Source organism: Streptomyces sp. CBMA291 (assembly GCF_014596525.1).
Classification (GTDB): Bacteria; Actinomycetota; Actinomycetes; order Streptomycetales; family Streptomycetaceae; genus Streptomyces.
On record NZ_MSJP01000092.1, the window covers coordinates 43538 to 64025 of the forward strand.

At 69.5% G+C, this 20488-nt stretch carries 16 protein-coding genes and 2 pseudogenes; all 18 read right to left on the reverse strand.

From position 1 onward, the window contains the following. Positions 1 to 88: 88 nt before the first annotated feature. Positions 89 to 1288, reverse strand: a complete 1200-nt coding sequence (locus BU197_RS22215; RefSeq protein ID WP_223182576.1) for an ABC transporter ATP-binding protein — start codon at positions 1286 to 1288, stop codon at positions 89 to 91. Further along, positions 1281 to 2264, reverse strand: coding sequence for an ABC transporter ATP-binding protein (locus BU197_RS22220; protein ID WP_188270071.1), 984 nt, complete (start codon positions 2262 to 2264; stop codon positions 1281 to 1283). The genes BU197_RS22215 and BU197_RS22220 overlap by 8 nt, the downstream gene beginning before the upstream one ends. A 7-nt stretch (positions 2265 to 2271) precedes the next feature. Continuing rightward, the gene (locus BU197_RS22225; RefSeq protein WP_188270072.1) at positions 2272 to 3246 is read right to left on the reverse strand and encodes an ABC transporter permease; all 975 of its coding nucleotides are present in this window, start codon (positions 3244 to 3246) and stop codon (positions 2272 to 2274) included. Beyond that, positions 3239 to 4162, reverse strand: a complete 924-nt coding sequence (locus BU197_RS22230) for an ABC transporter permease (protein WP_188270073.1) — start codon at positions 4160 to 4162, stop codon at positions 3239 to 3241. Before BU197_RS22230 ends, BU197_RS22225 begins: the two co-directional genes overlap by 8 nt. Before the next feature lie 91 nt (positions 4163 to 4253). Further along, positions 4254 to 5885 (reverse strand): ABC transporter substrate-binding protein, encoded by a 1632-nt coding sequence (locus tag BU197_RS22235; RefSeq protein ID WP_188270074.1) that lies wholly within the window; start codon positions 5883 to 5885, stop codon positions 4254 to 4256. A 156-nt stretch (positions 5886 to 6041) separates the two neighbouring features. Beyond that, the gene (locus BU197_RS22240; protein WP_188270075.1) at positions 6042 to 7145 is read right to left on the reverse strand and encodes an XRE family transcriptional regulator; all 1104 of its coding nucleotides are present in this window, start codon (positions 7143 to 7145) and stop codon (positions 6042 to 6044) included. 105 nt (positions 7146 to 7250) lie between these two features. Then, entirely contained in the window at positions 7251 to 7838 is a 588-nt protein-coding gene (locus BU197_RS30680; RefSeq protein WP_411158520.1) for a peptidoglycan-binding domain-containing protein, read from the reverse strand. A 48-nt stretch (positions 7839 to 7886) separates the two neighbouring features. Continuing rightward, a pseudogene (locus tag BU197_RS30685) lies at positions 7887 to 8174 on the reverse strand (peptidoglycan-binding domain-containing protein); the annotation flags it as partial. A gap of 23 nt (positions 8175 to 8197) precedes the next feature. Continuing rightward, positions 8198 to 9202, reverse strand: coding sequence for a penicillin-insensitive murein endopeptidase (locus BU197_RS22250; RefSeq protein ID WP_188270077.1), 1005 nt, complete (start codon positions 9200 to 9202; stop codon positions 8198 to 8200). A 119-nt stretch (positions 9203 to 9321) separates the two neighbouring features. Beyond that, positions 9322 to 10395, reverse strand: coding sequence for an N-acetylmuramoyl-L-alanine amidase (locus tag BU197_RS22255; RefSeq protein ID WP_188270078.1), 1074 nt, complete (start codon positions 10393 to 10395; stop codon positions 9322 to 9324). Between the two features lie 17 nt (positions 10396 to 10412). Further along, a complete protein-coding gene (locus BU197_RS22260; protein WP_188270079.1) occupies positions 10413 to 11093 on the reverse strand; it encodes a DUF2690 domain-containing protein in 681 nt (226 codons plus the stop codon). Between the two features lie 163 nt (positions 11094 to 11256). Continuing rightward, complete coding sequence (locus BU197_RS22265; protein ID WP_188270080.1) at positions 11257 to 12345, reverse strand: ABC transporter ATP-binding protein; 1089 nt, start codon at positions 12343 to 12345, stop codon at positions 11257 to 11259. Continuing rightward, positions 12338 to 13396: an ABC transporter ATP-binding protein gene (locus tag BU197_RS22270; protein WP_188270081.1), complete on the reverse strand. Its 1059-nt coding sequence runs from the start codon at positions 13394 to 13396 to the stop codon at positions 12338 to 12340. Before BU197_RS22270 ends, BU197_RS22265 begins: the two co-directional genes overlap by 8 nt. A 14-nt stretch (positions 13397 to 13410) precedes the next feature. Continuing rightward, complete coding sequence (locus BU197_RS22275) at positions 13411 to 14364, reverse strand: ABC transporter permease (RefSeq protein WP_188270082.1); 954 nt, start codon at positions 14362 to 14364, stop codon at positions 13411 to 13413. Next, complete coding sequence (locus tag BU197_RS22280; protein WP_188270087.1) at positions 14357 to 15289, reverse strand: ABC transporter permease; 933 nt, start codon at positions 15287 to 15289, stop codon at positions 14357 to 14359. The genes BU197_RS22275 and BU197_RS22280 overlap by 8 nt, the downstream gene beginning before the upstream one ends. Positions 15290 to 15462: 173 nt before the next feature. After that, positions 15463 to 17100, reverse strand: a complete 1638-nt coding sequence (locus BU197_RS22285; RefSeq protein ID WP_188270083.1) for an ABC transporter substrate-binding protein — start codon at positions 17098 to 17100, stop codon at positions 15463 to 15465. A gap of 496 nt (positions 17101 to 17596) precedes the next feature. Then, a complete protein-coding gene (gene typA, locus BU197_RS22290; protein WP_188270084.1) occupies positions 17597 to 19498 on the reverse strand; it encodes a translational GTPase TypA in 1902 nt (633 codons plus the stop codon). A gap of 272 nt (positions 19499 to 19770) precedes the next feature. After that, positions 19771 to 20488 (reverse strand): annotated as a pseudogene (locus BU197_RS22295) (ABC transporter family substrate-binding protein); the annotation flags it as partial.

Here is a 20488-nt window from a genome sequence, read left to right on the forward strand (position 1 = left end):
CGAACCCGCGGCCGGGGGCGCGGGGAGACCGGGTCGGGGCGGGTTTCCGGCTCCGGGGCGGTCTTCGGGGGTGGACCTAGGGGTGGACCTAGGGGTGGTCCTCGGGGTGCTCCTCGGGGTCGGGTGGGGTCCTGGGGGTGGGTGGGGTCTCAGGGGTGGGTGGGGTCCCAGGGGTGAATGGGGTCTCGGAGGCAGGTGGGGTCCCGGCTTCGGGTGGGGTCCCGGGGACGGGTGGGGTCCCGGCTTCGGGGTGGTTCTCGGGGTCGGGTGGGACCACCCGCTTCTCCTCGGCGAAGTGGCAGGCCGAGTCGTGTCGGGCGGGGGTGTCGACGAGGCGGAAGACGGCGGGGACGGCGAGCAGGGGCACTTCCAGGGCGCAGCGCTCCTGGGCCTTCCAGCAGCGGGTGCGGAAGCGGCAGCCGGAGGGGATGTTCGCCGGGGAGGGGACGTCGCCGCTGAGGATGATCCGCTCGCGGTGGGCGCGCGCGCCGGGGTCGGGGACGGGGACGGCGGAGAGCAGGGCCTGCGTGTACGGGTGGGTGGGGTGGTCGTAGATCTGGGCGTCGCTGCCGATCTCGACGATCCGGCCGAGGTACATGACGCCGACGCGGTCGGAGATGTGCCGGACGATCGACAGGTCGTGGGCGATGAAGACGTAGGAGAGGGAGAACTCGGACTGGAGTCTCTCCAGGAGGTTGACGACCTGGGCCTGGACGGAGACGTCGAGGGCGGAGACCGGTTCGTCGGCGACGATGACCTCGGGCCGCAGGGCGAGGCCCCGGGCGATGCCGATGCGCTGGCGCTGGCCGCCGGAGAACTGGTGCGGATAGCGGTTGATGTACTCGGGGTTGAGCCCGACGACGTCGAGGAGGTCGCGCACCCTGCGGCGCCGGTCGCCCTTGGGCGCGACCTCGGGGTGGATCTCGTACGGCTCCCCGATGATGTCGCCGACCGTCATGCGCGGGTTGAGCGAGGTGTAGGGGTCCTGGAAGACCATCTGGATGTTGCGGCGGACGGCCTTGAGGGCGCGGGGGGAGAGGGTGGTGAGGTCCTCGCCCTTGTAGCGGATGGAGCCGGAGGTGGGCCGTTCCAGGTTGACCAGCATCTTGGCGACGGTGGACTTGCCGCAGCCGGACTCGCCGACGATGCCGAGGGTCTCCCCCGCCGCGAGGTCGAAGTCGACGCCGTCGACCGCCCGGACCGCGCCGACCTGCTTCTTGAAGAGGATGCCCTGGGTGAGCGGGTAGTGCTTGCGCAGGTCCCGGACTTCGAGGATCGCCTCAGCCATGGAGGCACTCCTTCCAGAAGTGGCAGGCGCTGGAGCGGGGCACCGGGGACTCGGTCACGTCGTACAGCGGGGGCACGTCGGTGCGGCAGACGTCGCGGGCGAGGGGGCAGCGCGGGTTGAAGGCGCAGCCGGGCGGGATCTTCAGGAGGTTGGGCGGGAGGCCCTTGATGGCGTACAGCTCCTGGCCCTTCTGGTCGAGGCGGGGGATCGATTCCAGAAGGCCCTTGGTGTAGGGGTGGGCGGGGGCCCGGTAGATCTCGTGGACGGGGGCGCGTTCGACGATCCGGCCCGCGTACATGACGGCGATCTTGTCGGCGACGTCGGCGACGACGCCGAGGTCGTGGGTGATGAGGATGAGCCCCATGCGCAGTTCGCGCTGGAGTTCGGCGAGCAGGTCCATGACCTGGGCCTGGACGGTGACGTCGAGAGCCGTGGTGGGCTCGTCGGCGATGATCAGGTCCGGTTCCAGGGCAAGCGCCATGGCGATCATGATGCGCTGGCGCATGCCGCCGGAGAACTGGTGGGGATACTGGCCGACGCGTTCCCTGGCGGCGGGGATGCGGACCCTGTCCATGAGTTCGACGGCCTTGGTGCGGGCGTCCTTGCGGGACATGCCCCGGTGGACCCGGAACATCTCGCCGAGCTGGTCGCCGACGCTGAGGACCGGATTGAGCGAGGACAGCGCGTCCTGGAAGATCATCGCCATCCGGGCGCCCCTGATCCCGCGCCGCTCGTCCTCCTTGAGTTTCAGCAGGTCCTGGCCCTGGAAGAGGATCTCGCCGCCGGTGATCCGGCCCGGGGGCATGTCGAGGATGCCCATGATGGCCTGGGCCGTGACGGACTTGCCGGAGCCGGACTCGCCGAGGACGGCGAGGGTCTCGCCCGCGTCGACGGAGTAGTCGACGCCGTTGACCGCCTTGGCGATCCCGTCCCGGGTGTGGAACTCCACGTGCAGATCGCGTACTTCGAGCAGCATCGGGTCCCTACCTGAGCTTGGGGTCGAGGGCGTCGCGGACGGCGTCGCCGAGCATGATGAAGGCGAGCACCGTGACGGCGAGGGCGCCTGCGGGCCAGAGCAGCATGTGGGGCGCGTTGCGGATGTTCTGCGAGGCGGCGGAGATGTCGATGCCCCAGCTGACGGTCGGGGGCCGGAGCCCGACGCCGAGGTACGACAGGGTGGCTTCCAGGGCGATGTAGGTGCCGAGCGCGATGGTGGCCACGACGATGACGGGCGCGACGGCGTTGGGTGCCACGTGCCGCAGCAGCATCCGGGAGTTGGAGGCGCCGAGGGCGCGGGCCGCCTGGACGTAGTCGTGCTGTTTGGCGGTGATGACCGAGCCCCGGGCGATCCGGGAGATCTGCGGCCAGCCGAGCAGCACCATGAAGCCGATGACGGGCCAGACGGTGTTGCTGGTGATGACCGAGAGCAGGACGAGACCGCCGAGGACGACGGGGATGGCGAAGAAGATGTCGGTGACGCGGGAGAGGATCGCGTCCCAGGTGCCGCCGAAGAACCCGGCCAGCCCGCCGAGGGCGCTGCCGAGGAGCGCCACGCCGAGGGTGGCGAGGACGCCGACGGTGATGGAGGTGCGGGCGCCGTAGACCGTGCGGGTGTAGACGTCGCAGCCCTGGGCGTCGAAGCCGAAGGGGTGGCCCGGCTGGGAGCCCTCCTGCGCCTTGGCGAGGTCGCAGTCGAGGGGGTCGCCGGAGGCGATCAGGGAGGGCCAGAGGGAGATGACCACGAGAAAGACGATGATCAGGGCGGAGAGCAGGAAGACGGGATTGCGTCGCAGGTCCCGCCAGGCGTCGGACCAGAGGCTGCGGGGTTTCTCGCCGGGGCCCCGGGTGGACCCGCCGGGCTCCTGGCCGGCCGCGATCGCCTCGCTGGCGGCGAGGTCCATCGCGCCGCCCGCGCCGGTCGCCGCGATGGCGCCCTCTTTCTCGTAGGGGTCAGGCATAGCGGATCCTGGGGTCGAGGACGGAGTAGAGCAGGTCGACGAGGAGGTTCGCCACCAGGAAGACCAGGACGAGGACGGTGGCGAAGCCGACCACCGTCTGGGTGTTCTGCCGCAGGATGCCCTGGTAGAGCTGGTATCCGACGCCGTGGATGTTGAAGATCCGCTCGGTGACGATGGCGCCGCCCATGAGCGCGCCGATGTCGGTGCCGATGAAGGTGACGACGGGGATCAGCGAGTTGCGCAGCAGGTGCCGGGTGACGACCCGGTGGCGCGGGAGTCCCTTGGCGATGGCGGTGCGGACGTAGTCGGCGCGGACGTTCTCGCCGACGGAGGTGCGGGTCAGCCGGGTGACGTACGCCAGGGAGACGGAGGCGAGCACGATGCCGGGCAGGATCAGCTCGTCGAAGGGCGCGCCCGGCGAGACCGTCGGGGAGACCCAGCCCCACTGGACGCCGAAGAGGTACTGGAGCACGTAGCCGGTGACGAAGGTCGGCACGGAGATGACGACGAGGGTGGTGACGAGGACGCCGGTGTCGACGGCGCGCCCGCGCCGCAGCCCGCTGAGGACGCCGAGCGTGATGCCGATGACGATCTCGAAGAGGATCGCCACGATCGTCAGGCGGAGGGTGACGGGGTAGGCGTCGGCGAGGAGTTCGGTGACCGGCTGCCCGTTGAAGGCGGTGCCGAAGTCCCCGGTGAAGACGTTGCCCATGTACGTGAGGTATTGCTGCCAGACCGGCTTGTCGAGTCCGTACTCCTCGCGCAGCCGGGCGGCGGTCGCCGGGTCGCAGGCGCGGTCGCCGCAGAGTCCGGCGATCGGGTCGCCCATCACGTTGACCATCAGGAACAGCAGCAGCGTGGCCCCGAAGAAGACGGGGATCATCTGGAGCAGCCGTCGAATCACATATCGGCCCATGGGAGGCTCCGGGGGTCGGCTCCTGGTCGTACGGGGTCCGGGAGGGGTGTGGTCCGGGCCCCGGCCAGGCGCGAGGGGGCCCGCTACGGCGTCACTTCACCGTGATCTGCTCGTAGACCGGGACGCTGAAGGGGTTGAGGGCGACGTGTTCGAGCCGCTGTGAGTAGCCCGCGCTGCCGTTCTGGTACCAGAGGGGGATGGCGCCCATCTGGTCGCGGAGCACCCCTTCGGCCTTCTGGAAGAGGCCGACGGCTTTCTGGGTGTCGGCTTCGGCGTTGGCCTGGTCGACGAGCTTGTCGAACTCCGCGTTGGTCCACTTGCCGTCGTTGGAGGAGGCGTCGGTGTAGTAGAGCGGCTGGAGGAAGTTCTGGATGAGCGGGTAGTCCATCTGCCAGCCGGCCCGGAAGGGGCCCCGCATCTTCCGCGCGGTGATCTGGTTGCGGTAGTCGGCGAAGGTGCCGATGGGGTTGCCGACGCAGGCGCGGTTGTTGCCGAGGGCGCGGTTGATGGAGTTGCAGACCGCGTCGACCCATTCCTTGTGGGAGCCGGTGTCGGCGTTGTACGAGATCGTCATCGTGCCGCCGGGGATGCCGCCGCCCTCGGCGACGAGCTTCTTCGCCTCGGCGGCGTCGTACGTGCAGAATTCCTGGCAGACGTCCTTGAAGCCGCCCTTCTCGCCGAGGACAGGGGAGGTCCAGTCGACGGCGGGGGTTCGGGTCTTCTGGAAGATCGTCTGGGTGATCTGGTCGCGGTCGATGGCCCGGGAGAGTCCCTGGCGCAGTTTCTCCTGGCCGGGCTTGTTCCATCCCGAGTCGTAGAAGGGGAACGACAGGGTCTGGATGATGCCGGCGGGGACGTTGATGTAGCGGTCGCCGAGGTCGGCCTTGACGTTCTTCAGCTGGGCGGCGGGGATGTCGTCGACGAGGTCGAGGTTTCCGGCGGTCAGGTCGGTGTAGGCGGTGTTGTTGTCGGTGTAGACCTTGAGGGTCACGCCGCCGTTGCGCGCCTTGTCCTCGCCGGGGTAGCCGTCCCAGCGCTTCAGCACCATCTGGGAGCCCTTGGTGTACGAGTCGACGGTGTACGGGCCGTTGCCGACGGGCCGGGAGAGCCAGTCGGAGTGGGCGTCGAAGAAGGACCTGGGGAGCGGGGCGAAGGCCGCGTAGCCGAGGGTGACGGGCCAGGTGGAGAACTTCTGGGTGAGCTTGACGGTGAAGGTGCGGTCCCCGGTGACCTTGAGTCCCGACAGGGTCTCGGCGGTGGGTTCGCCCTGGTCGGGGTGGATCTTGTCGTAGCCCTCGATCTGCCCGAAGAAGTAGGCGTTGCGCTGGTTGTTCTTCAGGTTGGCGCCGTAGTTCCAGGCGTCGACGAAGGACTTGGCGGTGACCTTCTCGCCGTTGGAGAAGGTCCAGCCGTCCTTGACGGTGATGGCGAAGTTGGTCGAGTCGGTGGTCTCGATCTTCTCCGCGAGCATGTCCTTGGCCTCGCCGGTCTTCGGGTCGTACTGCTTGAGGCCCCGGAAGATCATGGAGAGGACCTTGCCGCCCTGCACCTCGTTGGTGTTGGCGGGCTCCAGCGGGTTCTGCGGGTCGCCCCACGAGGAGCTGACGACGCCGTCGGCACCGCCGCCGCCACCACCGCCGTCGCCACCACCGCCACAGGCCGTCGCCGCGAGGGCGACGGCGACGGCCAGAGCGGCCCACTGGGCGTGCGTGGCTCCGCGCATGGAGTGCCTCCCGTTACTCTTCCGAGACTTAGGCCCCCATATCACCCCAAGCCGGACAGGGACGCATCTCGGCGTCCGCTGTCCGGGAGACCCCCCGCACGGATTCCTCCACGGGCCCCTTCACGGGCTCCTTCGCGGATTCCTTCGCGGGTTCCTTCACGGCTGTACGGCGCCGACCGGCGAGCACTCCTGCTCGTGGAAACGCGGGATCATCCCGCAGATCGTCACCTCCTGCCAGGGGCGGTCCGCCGCCACCGCCAGCATCCGGGTGTACGTGTCGCGCTCGACCCGGATCTCCGAACTCATCTGGTGCCCGCCCCTGTCCTTGATGGTGACGGAGTCGCCGACGGTCCCGCCCTCGATCCGGCCCCACACGGCCTGGCAGGCGGCGCTGTAGCGCAGCTCGATCTGCATCCCGCGCAGCCAGGTCTGCCGCACGGTGGTGGCGTCCCACTGACAGTCCATGGCCTGCGGCTCCCTGCGCAGACAGGTGTCGCTCGTACAGCCCACCTTGATGCTCCCGGCCGCCGGGACCGTCTGGGCGCCCTTGCCCCGGTCGCCGTCGGCGGCCCCCGCCGACGTGGAGGGAGCGGCGACGACGGCGCCCCCGTCACCCCCCGAGCCCGTCCCGGGCGCGAGCACGAGGACGCTGGCCACGGTGCCGAGGAGCGCCCCCAGGGTCACATAGCCGAGCGCCCGCGCGGCGGGCAGATACGAGGTGGCCTTGCGGCGCCAGGCCTCCCGCGCTGCCACCTGTGGGGGTGGCGGCACCACGGGGTCCCGGTCGGACGCGGAAGCCGCCTCGGAACCGGCCCCGGAGCCGGTCGCGAGGGCGGGTGCGAAGACGACGGCGGCCCCCTGCTCCGGCCCGGCTCCCGGTTCGGCGGCGGTTCCTTCCCCGGACCCGTCGCCCGGCCCGACGGCGGCGCCCGGCCCGACGGCGGCGCCCTGCGCGGGCCCGGCTCCCGGTCCGATGCCGAGGGCGGCGCGCTCGCTCGCCAGGACCTCGTCGAGGAGCGCGAGCAGGGGCGCCGCCTCCGCCTCCTCCCCCGCCGCGGCCGCGAGCTGTTCGACCGCGACTCGGCTCGGTACCTGCTTGCCGTTGAGGAAACGCTCCCAGGAGGAGCGGCTGTAGTGCGTCTTGTCGGCCAGCCGGCCGTAACTCAGCCCCGAGCGTTCCTTCACGGCCCGCATCCTGGCCGCCAGTCGGCCATGGGCTCTCGCCGGCTCCTCGGAGCCGTATCCCCCCTCGTCGAACACGAAATCTCCCCCCGCTCTGCTGTTGGGACAGCGTGTGAACGGGGAGAGTATCGCGCTGACATGACATACCCTGCGCCGCCGGACCGGCGCGGCGCGGACATCCGGTCAGTTGAGGAAGGTCACGTCCCAGTGGCTGCCCTCGTTGGCGTAGACGTTGCCCGAGGCGGCGGTGTAGAGGGAGGCGCCGTCACCGCGCTTGCCGGAGTAGGTGAAGGTGCCCGTGACGTAGTTGGTGAGGCAGCTGGTCATCGCGAAGTCCAGCTTGTAGCCGTTCCAGTGGCTGTACGTGCCGCTGGCGTGGCCCGTCTCCGTACCGCCCGTGATGGTCAGCGCGCAGCCGCTCGCACCGCGCAGGGTGACGGCGCCGTCGGCGGAGGCCTGGCGCAGGCCGTCGAAGGAGGTGCAGGCGGTGCTGTTGCGGTCGGAGCAGCCGCCCGAGGAGGCCCAGCCGATGCCCGCGGAGGAGAACTTGGCGGCCGCCTGGGAGTGGGTCAGCAGACCGCTGTTGCCGCCGCTGCCGCCGGAGGTGCCGGTGACCAGGGCGCGCCAGGTGTCGGGGCCGACGACGCCGTCCGCGTCGAGACCGTGCGAGGACTGGAAGGAGCGGACCTTGACGTCGGTGCCGTCGCCGAAGTCGCCGTCCACGGCGAGCCCGGCGCCGTACCGGTTGAGCTGCGTCTGCGCGGCCCGCACCCCGGAGTTGTTGTCGCCCTTGTGGACGGTGACGACCAGCCGGGACCAGGTGTCGGCACCGACGACGCCGTCGGCGGAGAGGCCGTTGGCGCTCTGGAAGGAGCGGACCTTGGTCTCGGTGCCCGCGCCGAACGCGCCGTCGGCGCCGACCGCGTAGCCGCGGGCGGTCAGCAGGTGCTGAACGGTGGTCACCTGGACGCCGGAGCTGCCGTTCTTGACCAGCGGCCAGTCGGCGGCGAAGGCGGGGGCGGCCTGGAGCACTCCGGCCACGAGCGCGGTGACGAGGGCGGCGAGCAGCGTGGCCGCGAGGGCGGGGATTCTTCTCGCGAGTGTCATGGGTGTCTCCTCGAACTCTCTGTTCAGCACTGGTAGTTCACGTCCTGGTGAACCGGCTCGCAGTAGCGGATGTGCAGGTGGTTGTCGTGGTTGGGGTACGCGACGGTGAGCCCCTCCGCGATCAGCTGCGGGTCGTTGAAGTAGACGAGCTTCACGTGGCCGGGCGCGGCGGCGCGCAGGGCCTTGACCAGCTCGCGGGTGGCACCCCGGTCGTAGGCGCCGGACTCCCAGGTGATCCGGGAGCCGGTGCACTGCGCCGAGTCGGTGCGCACGGGCCAGAAGTCGGCGTCCAGGCCCACCTGGTGGGTGGCGTGGCCGTAGATGGAGCCGCCGTGCTCGAAGCCGATGTCACCGACCGGGACCTTGCCCCGGCCGAGGGCGGCGAAGGTACGGGCCCCGGCCTCCAGCTGGGCCACGGCGGCGCCGGTCCCCCAGTCGGCGGAGGCGTTGCCGTCCGGGTTCTGGTTGCAGAGGGTGCCGGAGGTGTAGTCGGCGTACTCGTAGTGCCAGAGCAGGTTGGTCCAGGTGTCCGGGCCGACGACCCCGTCCGCGCCGAGACCGGCGTGGCTCTGGAAGGAGCGGACGGCCGAGGCGGTGCCCGGTCCGAAGGCGCCGTCGACGGTGAGGCCCGCGCCGCGCTTGGCGTTCAGCAGGTACTGGAGGGCCTTGACGGCCTCGCCCTGGTTGCCCTCCCGGACGGTGCCGGTCAGGGCCCGCCAGGTCTGGGGTCCCACGATGCCGTCGGCGCCGAGGCCGTGGGAGGACTGGAAGGAGCGGACGGCGGTGTCGGTGCCCGCGCCGAAGACTCCGTCGGCGGTCAGCTGGGCGCCCTGCCCGTCCAGCAGGTACTGGAGGGCGACGACGTCCGAGCCCCGGTTGCCCTTGCTCTGGGTCGGGACGAGCGCACCGGAGAGGGCGTGCGCGGGGGTGCCCAGGACGATGAGCACCAGCAGGGCGGCGAACGCGGCGAGGGCCGCGAGGGAGGCCGCCCCCGGCGCGGGGCGGAGCGGCCGGATGGTCGACGACATGACGGTGGGCTTCTCCTTGCGGGGTCCGGTCGGGTGGATCCGGGCCGGTGGGATGGGTCGGCGGGATGGGCCGGAGCGGGGTGGGGCGGGGAGGGGTGGGGCGGGGAGGGGACGCGCCGTCAGACGAGGAGGCGGCTGAAGGTGCGCGCGTCGGCGAGCCCGTCGGAGGGCAGTCCCGCCGTGGACTGGAAGGAGGCGACCGCGGACCGGGTGCCGGGGCCGAAGTCCCCGTCCGCGTCGGTGGGGACGCCCTTGGCCGTGAGCAGCAGCTGTACGGCCTTGACGGCCTCTCCGGTGTCGCCCTGGCGTACGGGCACGACGAGCTGGTGCCAGGTCTGGTTGCCCGCGTAGCCGTCGGAAGTCGCCGTCATCAGGGTCTGGAAGTCCCGTACGGCCTGCTCGGTGGCCGGGCCGAAGCCGCCGTCCACGGTGATCGTGGCGCCGCGCCTGACCAGGAGGTGCTGGAGGGCGCGGACCCGGTCGCCCGAGTCGCCGTTGTGCACGAGGGGCCAGACGGGGGCCGTCGGGTCCCCGCCGATCCGGGCGGCCACGGCCTGCCGGAGCTGCGGGAGCATCGCGTAGAGGCGGTCGCCGGGGCACTGGGTGGCGTTGAAGTCCCGGTGCCCGTAGATCTGGTAGGCGCGCAGCCCGTACTGGCCGCAGATGTACGCGCACAGGTCGACCAGGGTCGCGTACTGCTCGCCGCGCGGGTCGACGGTGGTGTACGTGCCCTCGTTCTCGATGCCGATGGCGATGGTGTTCTGGCCGACGCAGTGCGCCGACTCCACGGTCTGGGTGCCGTTCTGGAGCGCGGCCAGGCTGTTGTGGCGGCCCTCCATGACGTAGGCGCCCCGGGAGACGGTGAAGTGCTGGCCGGTGTCGTTCCACTGGCGGTCGTCCATCGCCCAGTTCTGCATGGAGCGGGCGAGCTGGAAGGCCTGGGACTGCGAGTAGTCGGTCACGTTGGCGGTGGCCGTGTGGTGCACGATGATCTTCTGCGGCGGGGTCGGCAGCACCTGGAGGGGGCCGTTCGCCGGGCGGGCGCCCCAGGCGCCGGTGCCCGCGATGGCCGGGGTGCCGGCGGCCTGGGCACGGCCGGGGGTCCACAGGGGCAGGACGGCCGCGGTGCCGAGGGCGAGCCCGCCGGCGAGGAAGGCGCGGCGGCGCGGGTTCGGCAGGGATTCCGAGGTCATGAGGGGTGCTCCTACGCTCAGTAGCGACTGGTGCAGTGGGTCTGGAGGGTGTCGTAGGCGCGGGTCTCGCACGCCCAGGCGGTGACGCCCTTGTCGTTGACCATGGCGGTGTACACGGTTCCGTAGCCGCCGTAGTAGACCCCCTGGGACGCGCCCTGGGAGTTGTGGATCCAGATCGTCGTGTCGAGGGACCCGCCGCTGGTCTTGCGGGCCCAGGCGGCCCGGCAGGTGGGGCTGTAGCGCAGCTCCACGCCCCAGTCGGCGGTCTGGATGGTCCGGGCGTCGTTCTGGCAGACGGAGGTGGCGGGGTCGAGGCCGTCGCAGGTGGAACCGGAGCAGGAGACGGCCGCCGAGGCCGGGGCGGTGGCGATGAGGAGGCTCGAAGCGGCCAGGGCGAGGGCCGAACCGGCGGTGGCGAATCTGCGGGTGAGCGCGTTTATGGTGTTCCCCCTGTTGCTGAAGCGGCGGTCGCGGCTCGGTTGCGCCGCGGCACCGCAAACGCTGCCAGTCCCGCCCGCCGTCCCGGTCGTCCCGGCGGGCCCGTTCCGTCCCGGGCGGTACGCCGGGGCGCCGGGGCCGCCCGGGACGGTCCAGGCCGGGGTGGGAGCAGGGGTACGGGCGAGGGGCCGCGTCCCGACGGTCGCCCGGGACGGGCCGGGGCGCGGGACGGGAACGGGATGCCCGTACGGCCGTCCCATGGGACGTCACCGGGCGGGCGCGGGGGACGGCGGGACAGGGGGACGAGAGGGCGGGGGGGCGAGGGGCGGGGATGGGAGACGGAGACACGGGGGACGACGCGAAGGCCCCCGGTCACCCTTGCGGGTGGCCGGGGGCCTCGGGGTACGTCGGCGCGGTGGCGCGTCAGTTCACCGGCACGACCTGCTTCTCCTCGGCGAAGTGGCACGCCGAGAAGTGCGCGGCCGGGGTGTCCTGCCCCTGGAAGCGCTCCGGAATCGCGAGCACCGGGGACTCCTGCGAGCAGCGCTCCTGCGCCTTCCAGCAGCGGGTGCGGAAGCTGCAACCCGACGGCGGGTTCGCCGGCGAGGGCACGTCACCGGTGAGGATGATCCGCTCGCGGTGCGCGCGGGCCTCCGGGTCCGGCACCGGCACGGCCGAGAGCAGCGCCTGGGTGTACGGGTGCGTGGGGTGTTCGTAGATCTGCTCGTCCGTGCCGATCTCGGCCATCTTGCCGAGGTACATCACGCCGACGCGGTCGGAGATGTGCCGGACGATCGACAGGTCGTGCGCGATGAAGAGGTAGGACAGGTTGAACTCGTCCTGGAGCTTCTCCATCAGGTTGATGACCTGCGCCTGGACGGAGACGTCCAGGGCCGAGACGGGCTCGTCGCAGATGATGATCTCCGGGTTGAGCGCGAGGCCCCGGGCGATGCCGATGCGCTGGCGCTGACCGCCGGAGAACTGGTGCGGGTACCGGTTGATGTACTCCGGGTTCAGACCGACGACGTCCAGGAGCTCCTGCACCCGGCGGCGCCGGTCGCCCTTGGGGGCCACCTCGGGGTGGATGTCGAAGGTCTCGCCGATGATGTCGCCGACCGTCATGCGCGGGTTCAGCGAGGTGTACGGGTCCTGGAACACCATCTGGATGTTGCGGCGGACGGCCTTCAGGGCGCGCCCGGACAGCTTGGTGATGTCCTGGCCCTTGTAGAAGACCTCGCCCGCGGTGGCCCGCTCCAGGTTCATCAGGAGCTTGGCGACGGTGGACTTGCCACAGCCGGACTCGCCCACGATGCCGAGGGTCTCGCCCTGGTAGAGGTCGAAGGAGACCCCGTCCACGGCCTTGACCGCGCCGACCTGCTTCTTGAAGAGGATGCCCTGCGTCAGCGGGAAGTGCTTCTTCAGGTCGCGCACCTGGAGGATCGGCTCGCCGCGGCCCACGGGGGCCTCGACGGCGGCCGCCACGGCCTCGTCGTTCTTGCTGAGGTCAGCCATGGATCGTCTCCTTCCAGAAGTGGCAGGCGCTCTTACGGCCGGGGAGATCCGCGCCGTCCTGCTCGGTGACCGGCACGAGTGCCGGGATCTCCGTGCGGCAGATGTCGTCGGCCATGGGGCAGCGCGGGTTGAAGGCGCAGCCGGTGGGCACGTGGAGCAGGTTGGGCGGCAGGCCCTTGATCGCGTAGAGCTCCTGGCCCTTCTGGTCCAGGCGCGGGATCGACTCCAGGAGACCCTTGGTGTACGGGTGGGCCGGGCGCTTGTACAGCTCGTGCACCGGCGCCTGCTCGACGATCCGGCCCGCGTACATCACGGCGATCTTGTCCGCGACGTCGGCGACGACGCCGAGGTCGTGAGTGATCAGGATCAGGCCCATGTTGTATTCCTGCTGGAGCTCCGCGAGGAGGTCCATGACCTGGGCCTGGACGGTCACGTCGAGAGCCGTGGTGGGCTCGTCGGCGATGATCAGGTCCGGTTCCAGGGCCAGTGCCATGGCGATCATGATGCGCTGGCGCATGCCGCCGGAGAACTGGTGGGGGTAGTCCGAGACCCGCGCCTTGGCGGCGGGGATCTTGACCTTGTCCATCAGCTCGATGGACTTGAGCCTGGCGTCCTTCTTGGACATGCCCTGGTGGACCCGGAACATCTCGCCGAGCTGGTAGCCGACGCTGAGGACCGGGTTGAGGGAGGACAGCGCGTCCTGGAAGATCATGGCGATCTTCGAGCCGCGGATCTTCCGCCGCTCCTCCTCGGACATCTTCAGCATGTCCTCGCCGCGGAACAGGATCTCGCCCTGCGGGATCTTGCCGGGAGGCATGTCGAGGATGCCCATGATGGCCTGGGCCGTGACGGACTTGCCGGAGCCGGACTCGCCGAGCACGGCGAGGGTCTCGCCCGCGTTCACCGAGTAGTTGACGCCGTTGACGGCCTTGGCGATGCCGTCACGGGTGTGGAACTCGACGTGCAGGTCGCGCACTTCGAGCAGCGGGGAATCGTCCTTGGCACCGCCGCGGGGGGCGGGGACGGCCGCGGTCTTGTCGATGTTGCTCATCTTTTACGCCCTCCTCAGCGCAGCTTGGGGTCGAGGGCGTTGCGGACGGCTTCGCCGAGCATGATGAACGCCAGAACGGTGAGGCTCAGCATGATCGAGGGCCAGAGCAGGACGTGCGGGGCCACTCGGATCTGGGCGACACCGGCGGAGATGTCGACGCCCCACGAGACGGTCGGGGCGGCGAGGCCCAGACCGAGGAAGGACAGGGTCGCCTCGGCCGAGATGTAGCCGCCGAGCGCGATGGTCGCGACGACGATGACCGGGGCCATGGCGTTCGGCAGGATGTGCCGGAGCAGGATCCGGGTGGTGCCGGCGCCGAGCGCCTTGGCGGCGTGGACGTAGTCCGCCTGCTTGACCGTGATCACGGCACCGCGCATGACGCGGGTGATCTGGGTCCAGCCGAGGAACGCCAGGGCGAAGACGACGACCCAGACGGTGCGCTCGACGAACGCCTGGAGGACGACCATGGCGCCGAGCAGGAACGGGATGCCGAAGAAGACGTCCGTGATCCGGGAGAGGAGCGCGTCGACCCAGCCGCCGAAGTAGCCGGAGATCATGCCCATGATGCCGCCGATGAGCGTGACGATCGCGGTGACGCAGATGCCGACGATGATCGAGGCACGGGTGCCGTGGATCAGCCGGGCGTAGACGGAGCGGCCCTGCTGGTCGTAGCCCAGCCACTCGGCCGAGCCGATCTTGCCCAGCTCGGGCTTGCTGAGGAAGTGGTGGACCAGGTCGCCGTTGGTCGGGGACGCGCTGGTGAAGAGCGTCGGCCAGACCGCGATCAGCAGCAGCAGCGCGATGAGTACCGAGGAGATGATGAAGTACGGGTTGCGGCGCAGGTCGGCCCAGGCGTCGCCCCAGAGGCTGCGGGCCTTCTCCGGCTTGGGCGCCTGTGCGGAGGCGTCCACGGAGGGGGTGGCGACGGCGTCCTCGACGGCGGCCGCGGTCTTGGTCACGTCAGGCATAACGGATCCTCGGGTCCAGGACCGCGTACAGCAGGTCGATGAGGAGGCTGGTGACGAGGTAGACGATCACCAGGATGGTCACGAGGCCCACCAGGGTGGTGCTTTCGCGCCGGGAGATCGACTCGGCGATGACGCCACCGACGCCCTTGATGTTGAAGATCGCCTCGGTGACGACCGCACCGCCCATGAGGGCGCCGATGTCGGTGCCGAGGAAGGTGACCACGGGGATCATCGAGTTGCGCATCAGGTGGACGCCGATGACCCGGCGCCGGGGCAGGCCCTTGGCGACGGCCGTGCGCATGTAGTCGGCGCGCAGGTTCTCCGCCATGGAGGTACGGGTGAGCCGTGCCACGTAGGCGAGTGAGAGTCCGCCGAGCACGATGGCCGGGGCGATCATCTCGCTCAGGACCGGCTCGGTGCTGACGTTCGGCGCGATCCAGCCCAGGTTGAAGGCGAACACCATCTTGATGATGTAGCCGAGGACGAAGACCGGGATCGAGATGATCAGCAGGGTGAAGATCAGGATCACGTTGTCGGCCAGCCGGCCGGCGCGCAGACCGCCGATGATGCCCAGGCCGATGCCGAAGATCAGCTCGATGGCGAACGCGAGGGCCGCGAGCTGGAGCGTGATGGGGAACGCGTCGCCCAGCACCTCGGTGACCGGCCGCCCGTTGCGGATCTGGTTGCCGAAGTCCTGGTGCCAGATCATGTCCCACATGTACGTGACGTACTGCACCGGCAAGGACCTGTCGAGACCCAGCTCATGGCGCTTCGCGGCGAGCGTCGCCGGGTCGGCGCCCTTGTCGCCGAACATGGCCAGCACGGGATCACCGGGAAGGCTGTGCACCATGAGGAAGATCAGCAGGGTTGTCCCGAGAAAGACCGGGATCATCTGGAGCAGTCGTCGTGCGACATAACGCCCCATCATGCCTCCGTTGAGATGTGACAGCGGCAGGCGACGGGCCCTCCCACAACATGGTCTGCCCGGTTTCGGGCAGAATCATGTCGCGGAAGGGCCCCCCAGCCGCTGCGTAAGGCACCGAGACGGGACTGACGATCCATCAGCCCCGTGTCGGCGTACGGACTACGCTTGGGTGATTACTTCTTGACCTCGACGCCGGTCAGGATCGGGTCGCCGTCCTGGCCGTAAGCCACGCCCGAAACCTTCTCGGAGTAGCCCGCGTTGACCTTGTAGTACCAGAGCGGGATGGACGGCATGTAGTTGACCAGGTCCTTCTCGATGGCCTGGAACTGCTTCACCGACTCGTCCAGCGTCGCGGCGGAGTCAGCCTTGGCGATCTTGGCGTCCAGCTCCTTGTTGGAGAAGTCGCCCTGGTTGCCGGCCGCACCCGTGCGGAACAGGTCCGAGATGAAGTTGGCGTTCACCGGGTAGTCGAGCACCCAGCCGGAGCGGTACAGCGACTTGACCTGCTTGGTCTTGCGCGCGGTCAGGTCGGCCTGGAAGTCCGGCTTGCCGTCGCCGACGCACTGGACGCCGGTGGACTGCTGGATGGAGTTGCAGACCGCGTCCACCCACTCCTTGTGGCCGCCGTCGGCGTTGAACTGGATCGAGATCTTGTTGCCGGGGACGCCGCCGCCGGCCTTGATCAGTTCCTTGGCCTTCGCCGGGTCGAACTTGGTGACGCCGGCGCCACCGTCCTCCTGGAAGCCCAGGACGCCCTTGGCGACCCAGCCGGTCGCGGGCTCACGCGTGCCCTGGAGAACCGTCTTGGTGATGGTGGCGCGGTCGATGCCCATCGACAGACCCTGGATGACGCGCGGGTCGATCGCCTTCGGCTTCTTCCACTGGTCGGCGTAGAAGGCGACGGCGACGGTCTGGATCGCGGAGTACGGCTGGTCCACGGCGCGGTCGCCGAGGTCCTGGCGGTAGACCGGGAGGTCCTTCGGCGCGATCTGACGCAGGACGTCGACGTTGCCGGACTTCAGGTCCTCGTAGGCGGCTTCGAGGGTGGTGTAGTTCTTGAAGACCACACCGCCGTTCTTCGCCTTGTTCGGACCCTTGTAGTCGTCGAATCGAGTGATCTCGATCTTCTTCTTGTGGTCCCAGCTCTTGAACTTGTAGGGACCGTTGCCGACCGGCTTCTGGCCACCGGCGACCGGGTCCTTGTAGAAGGACTCCGCGAGCGGGGCGAAGACGATGTAGGCGAGCTTGTGACCGAAGTACGGGACGGCCTTCGTCAGCTCGATCTTGAAGGTCGTCTCGTCGACGACGGTCAGACCATCGAGCTTGTCGGCGGTCTGCTTGGCGCCCTCGGCGTCCGGGTGGACCTTGTCGTAGCCCTTGATGTCCGCGAACCAGGAGGAGAGACCCTGGGCGTTCTTCAGGCTGGCGTTCCAGTTCCACGCGTCCACGTAGGACTTGGAGGTGACCGGGGTGCCGTCGTGGAAGGTCCAGCCCGGCTTGAGCTTGACGGTCCACGTCTTCGAGTCGGTCGTGGTGACCGACTCGGCGTTGATCATCTCCAGGGAACCGTCGGTCTTGTAGTCGACCAGGGTCGAGTACAGACCGGACATGACGGCGGAGCCGTTGGACTCCATCGTGTCACCGGTGAGCAGGGCCTTCTCCGGCTCACCCAGCTCGATGGAGAAGATTCCGTTCGGGTCGACGGCGCCCTTGGCACTGTCGCCACCGCTCTTGCCCCCGCCACAGGCGGTCGCAGCCAGGGCGACGATGATCGCGCCCGTTACCCACTTGGCGCTCTTGGCACCGCGCATGGGTTCCTCCTCATGAGTCCACTTTGTCACTACAAGAGGGGTATTTCCGGAGTTTCGCCGACACCCCTGACGGCTTAGCACTCCGATACCCCGAGTGTGCTCGTGAGTCGGCACTCCCCACAGTGCGTGACCCATTGACCCGAGCTCAATGGAGCCAACTATTAAGTACGTCCGGGCTGTAAACCACACTTAAGTGGTCTCGTTTTGACAACATCGCCGCAGGTCCGCATACCGAAATCCGGACAAACTGAGCACAGACAGACACCCCCGAAACGGACCGTTAACACACGTACCGGAGAGCGATCGCCGATATGCGGACACTCACCCGTTGAAATCAAGTTGACTCAAGTTGACGAAAAGCCCGGACCCCCACAGTGTCTGTGGGGGTCCGGGCTCCGGTGCCGACCTGGGTCGGGCGAGAGCGGCGTAGATCACAGAACCGTGATCTACCCCGCCTTCATCGGCCTCATGCGGCCTCGTCCGACCGATCTGGCGCTCAGCCGTTCTTGGCGCGGGAGGACGCGCGACCGCGCGCGTTCTGGTCGAGGATGACCTTGCGGATGCGGACGGCCTCCGGGGTCACCTCGACGCACTCGTCGTCGCGGCAGAACTCCAGCGACTGCTCAAGGGAGAGCTTGCGCGGCGGGACGATCGCCTCGAAGGAGTCGGCCGAGGAGGAGCGCATGTTGGTGAGCTTCTTCTCCTTGGTGATGTTCACGTCCATGTCGTCGGAGCGCGAGTTCTCGCCGACGATCATGCCCTCGTACACCTCGGTGCCGGGGTCGGTGAACAGCACACCGCGCTCCTGGAGGTTCGTCATCGCGAAGGCGGTGACGGCACCGGCGCGGTCGGCGACCAGCGAACCGTTGTTACGGGTCGTCAGCGTGCCGAACCACGGCTCGTGACCCTCGTGGATCGAGTGGGCGATGCCCGTGCCGCGGGTGTTGGTGAGGAACTCCGTACGGAAGCCGATCAGGCCGCGGGACGGAACGACGAACTCCATGCGGACCCAGCCGGAGCCGTGGTTCGACATGTTGTCCATCCGGCCCTTGCGGACGCCCATGAGCTGCGTGACCGCGCCCATGTGCTCCTCGGGCACGTCGACCGTGAGGCGCTCGACGGGCTCGTGGATCTTGCCGTCGACCTCCTTGGTGACGACCTGCGGCTTGCCGATGGTCAGCTCGAAGCCCTCACGGCGCATCTGCTCGACCAGGATGGCGAGCGCCAGCTCACCGCGGCCCTGCACCTCCCAGGCGTCGGGGCGCTCGGTGTCGAGGACGCGCAGCGAGACGTTGCCGATCAGCTCGCGGTCCAGACGGTCCTTGACCTGGCGGGCGGTGACCTTGCGGTGCTTGACGGCGGTCTTGGCGTCCGCGCCCTTGCCCGTGCCACCGCGGCCGACGAGCGGCGAGGTGTTGGTGCCGATGGTCATGGAGATCGCGGGCTGGTCGACCGTGATCAGCGGCAGCGCGATCGGGTTCTCCGGGTCGGCCAGCGTCTCGCCGATCATGATGTCGGGGATACCGGCGACGGCGCAGATGTCACCGGGACCGGCGACCTCGGCCGGCTTGCGGGTGAGCGCCTCGGTCATCATCAGCTCGGTGATGCGGACGTTCTGGATGGTGCCGTCACGCTTGATCCACGCGACCGTCTGGCCCTTGCGCAGCTCGCCCTGCTCGACGCGGAGCAGCGCGATGCGGCCGAGGAAGTTGTCGGCGTCGAGGTTGGTGACGTGGGCCTGGAGCGGCGCGTCCTCGTCGAACGTCGGGGCCGGGACGTGCTCCAGGATCGTGGAGAAGAACGGCTCCAGGTTCTCGCTGTCGGCCGGGACGGTGCCGTCCTGCGGCTTGGTCAGCGAGGCGATGCCGTCACGGCCGCAGGCGTAGACGATCGGGAACTCGATCTGCTCCTCGTCGGCGTCCAGGTCGAGGAAGAGGTCGTAGGTCTCGTTGACGACCTCGTCGATCCGGGAGTCCGGGCGGTCCGTCTTGTTGATGCAGAGGATGACCGGCATCTTGGCCTGGAGCGCCTTGCGCAGCACGAAGCGGGTCTGCGGGAGGGGGCCCTCGGAGGCGTCGACGAGGAGGACGACCGCGTCCACCATCGACAGACCGCGCTCGACCTCGCCACCGAAGTCGGCGTGACCGGGGGTGTCGATGATGTTGATGGTGATCGGGGCGCCGCCGTCCTTGGGGTGATACTTCACCGCCGTGTTCTTGGCGAGGATCGTGATGCCCTTCTCACGTTCCAGGTCGTTCGAGTCCATCATGCGGTCGTCGAGCTGCTGGTGGGCGGCGAAGGCACCGGCCTGCTTGAGCATGGCGTCGACGATGGTCGTCTTGCCGTGGTCGACGTGGGCGACGATGGCGACGTTACGGATGTCGTGGCGCGTGGGCATGGGTGCTTGCGCTTCTCTCGGATCGTGGGTGCGGCGTCTTGTTCCTCGTACGCCCGCCGGGCGGACGCGCCACGGCTACGTCCTATGGTACGGGCCTGCCGCGCAAGGGGCTTCCCCGGTCGAGAGCGGAGCGGGGCTCCCGGGACGTCCCGGGGAGGCGGGGGAGGTGATGCGGCCGGGTCGAAGGGCGCACGCGATCTTGCCCGCCGGGGTGACCGGCGGGCAAGGAAATTGAGCTGCTTCTGAGGTTGTGACCTGCTCTTTCAGGAGTTTCAGCGGTTGGGCTCCGCACCCTTGGCCGGTACGGGCTTGCGGAAGCCGATGTCCTGGTAGCGGGGGACGCCGAGACCCCAGGCCCCGGCGTTCACCAGTTCGGCCCTGGCCGCGACGAGCTGGGGGCGCTGGTAGAGCGGGAGGGAACCGGCGGCGGCCCAGATCCGGGCGTCGGCCTGCCTGACCAGGTCACGGGCCGCCTCCTCGTCGAGGGTCCCCGCCGCCTGGTCGAACAGCTGGTCGATGCGGTCGGTGCCGACCCGCGAGTAGTTCTGCTCGACCAGGAGGGAGCCGTCCGAGGCGGGCTCGGGCTTGGCGAAGATCGGCCGGGCGTCGGTCGCGGGGAAGGCGGTCGCGGGCCAGGAGTAGAGGGCCAGGTCGTAGTCGCCCGAGGCCACGTGGTCCTTGAAGAAACTGTCGTCGGACACCTTGGTGACCTGGGTGCGGATGCCGACCGCGTCCAGCATCCGGACGATCCGGTCGCCGACCGCCCGCAGCGACTCGGAGCCGGGGCCCGAGGGCAGGACGAAGCGGAGACTGAGCGCCTTGCCGTCCTTGCCGAGCGCCTGCCGCGCCTCGGGCGCGGCCACCGGAGCGGCCGAGCCCCGCGGGGCGTAGGCCCCGGCGACCCCCTTGTCCTTCCGGTCGACGGTCCCCGCGGCGGCCTGCGCGCCGGAGCCGTCGGCGTCGCCGTCGCCGGAGGCGGGAACGGGAGCG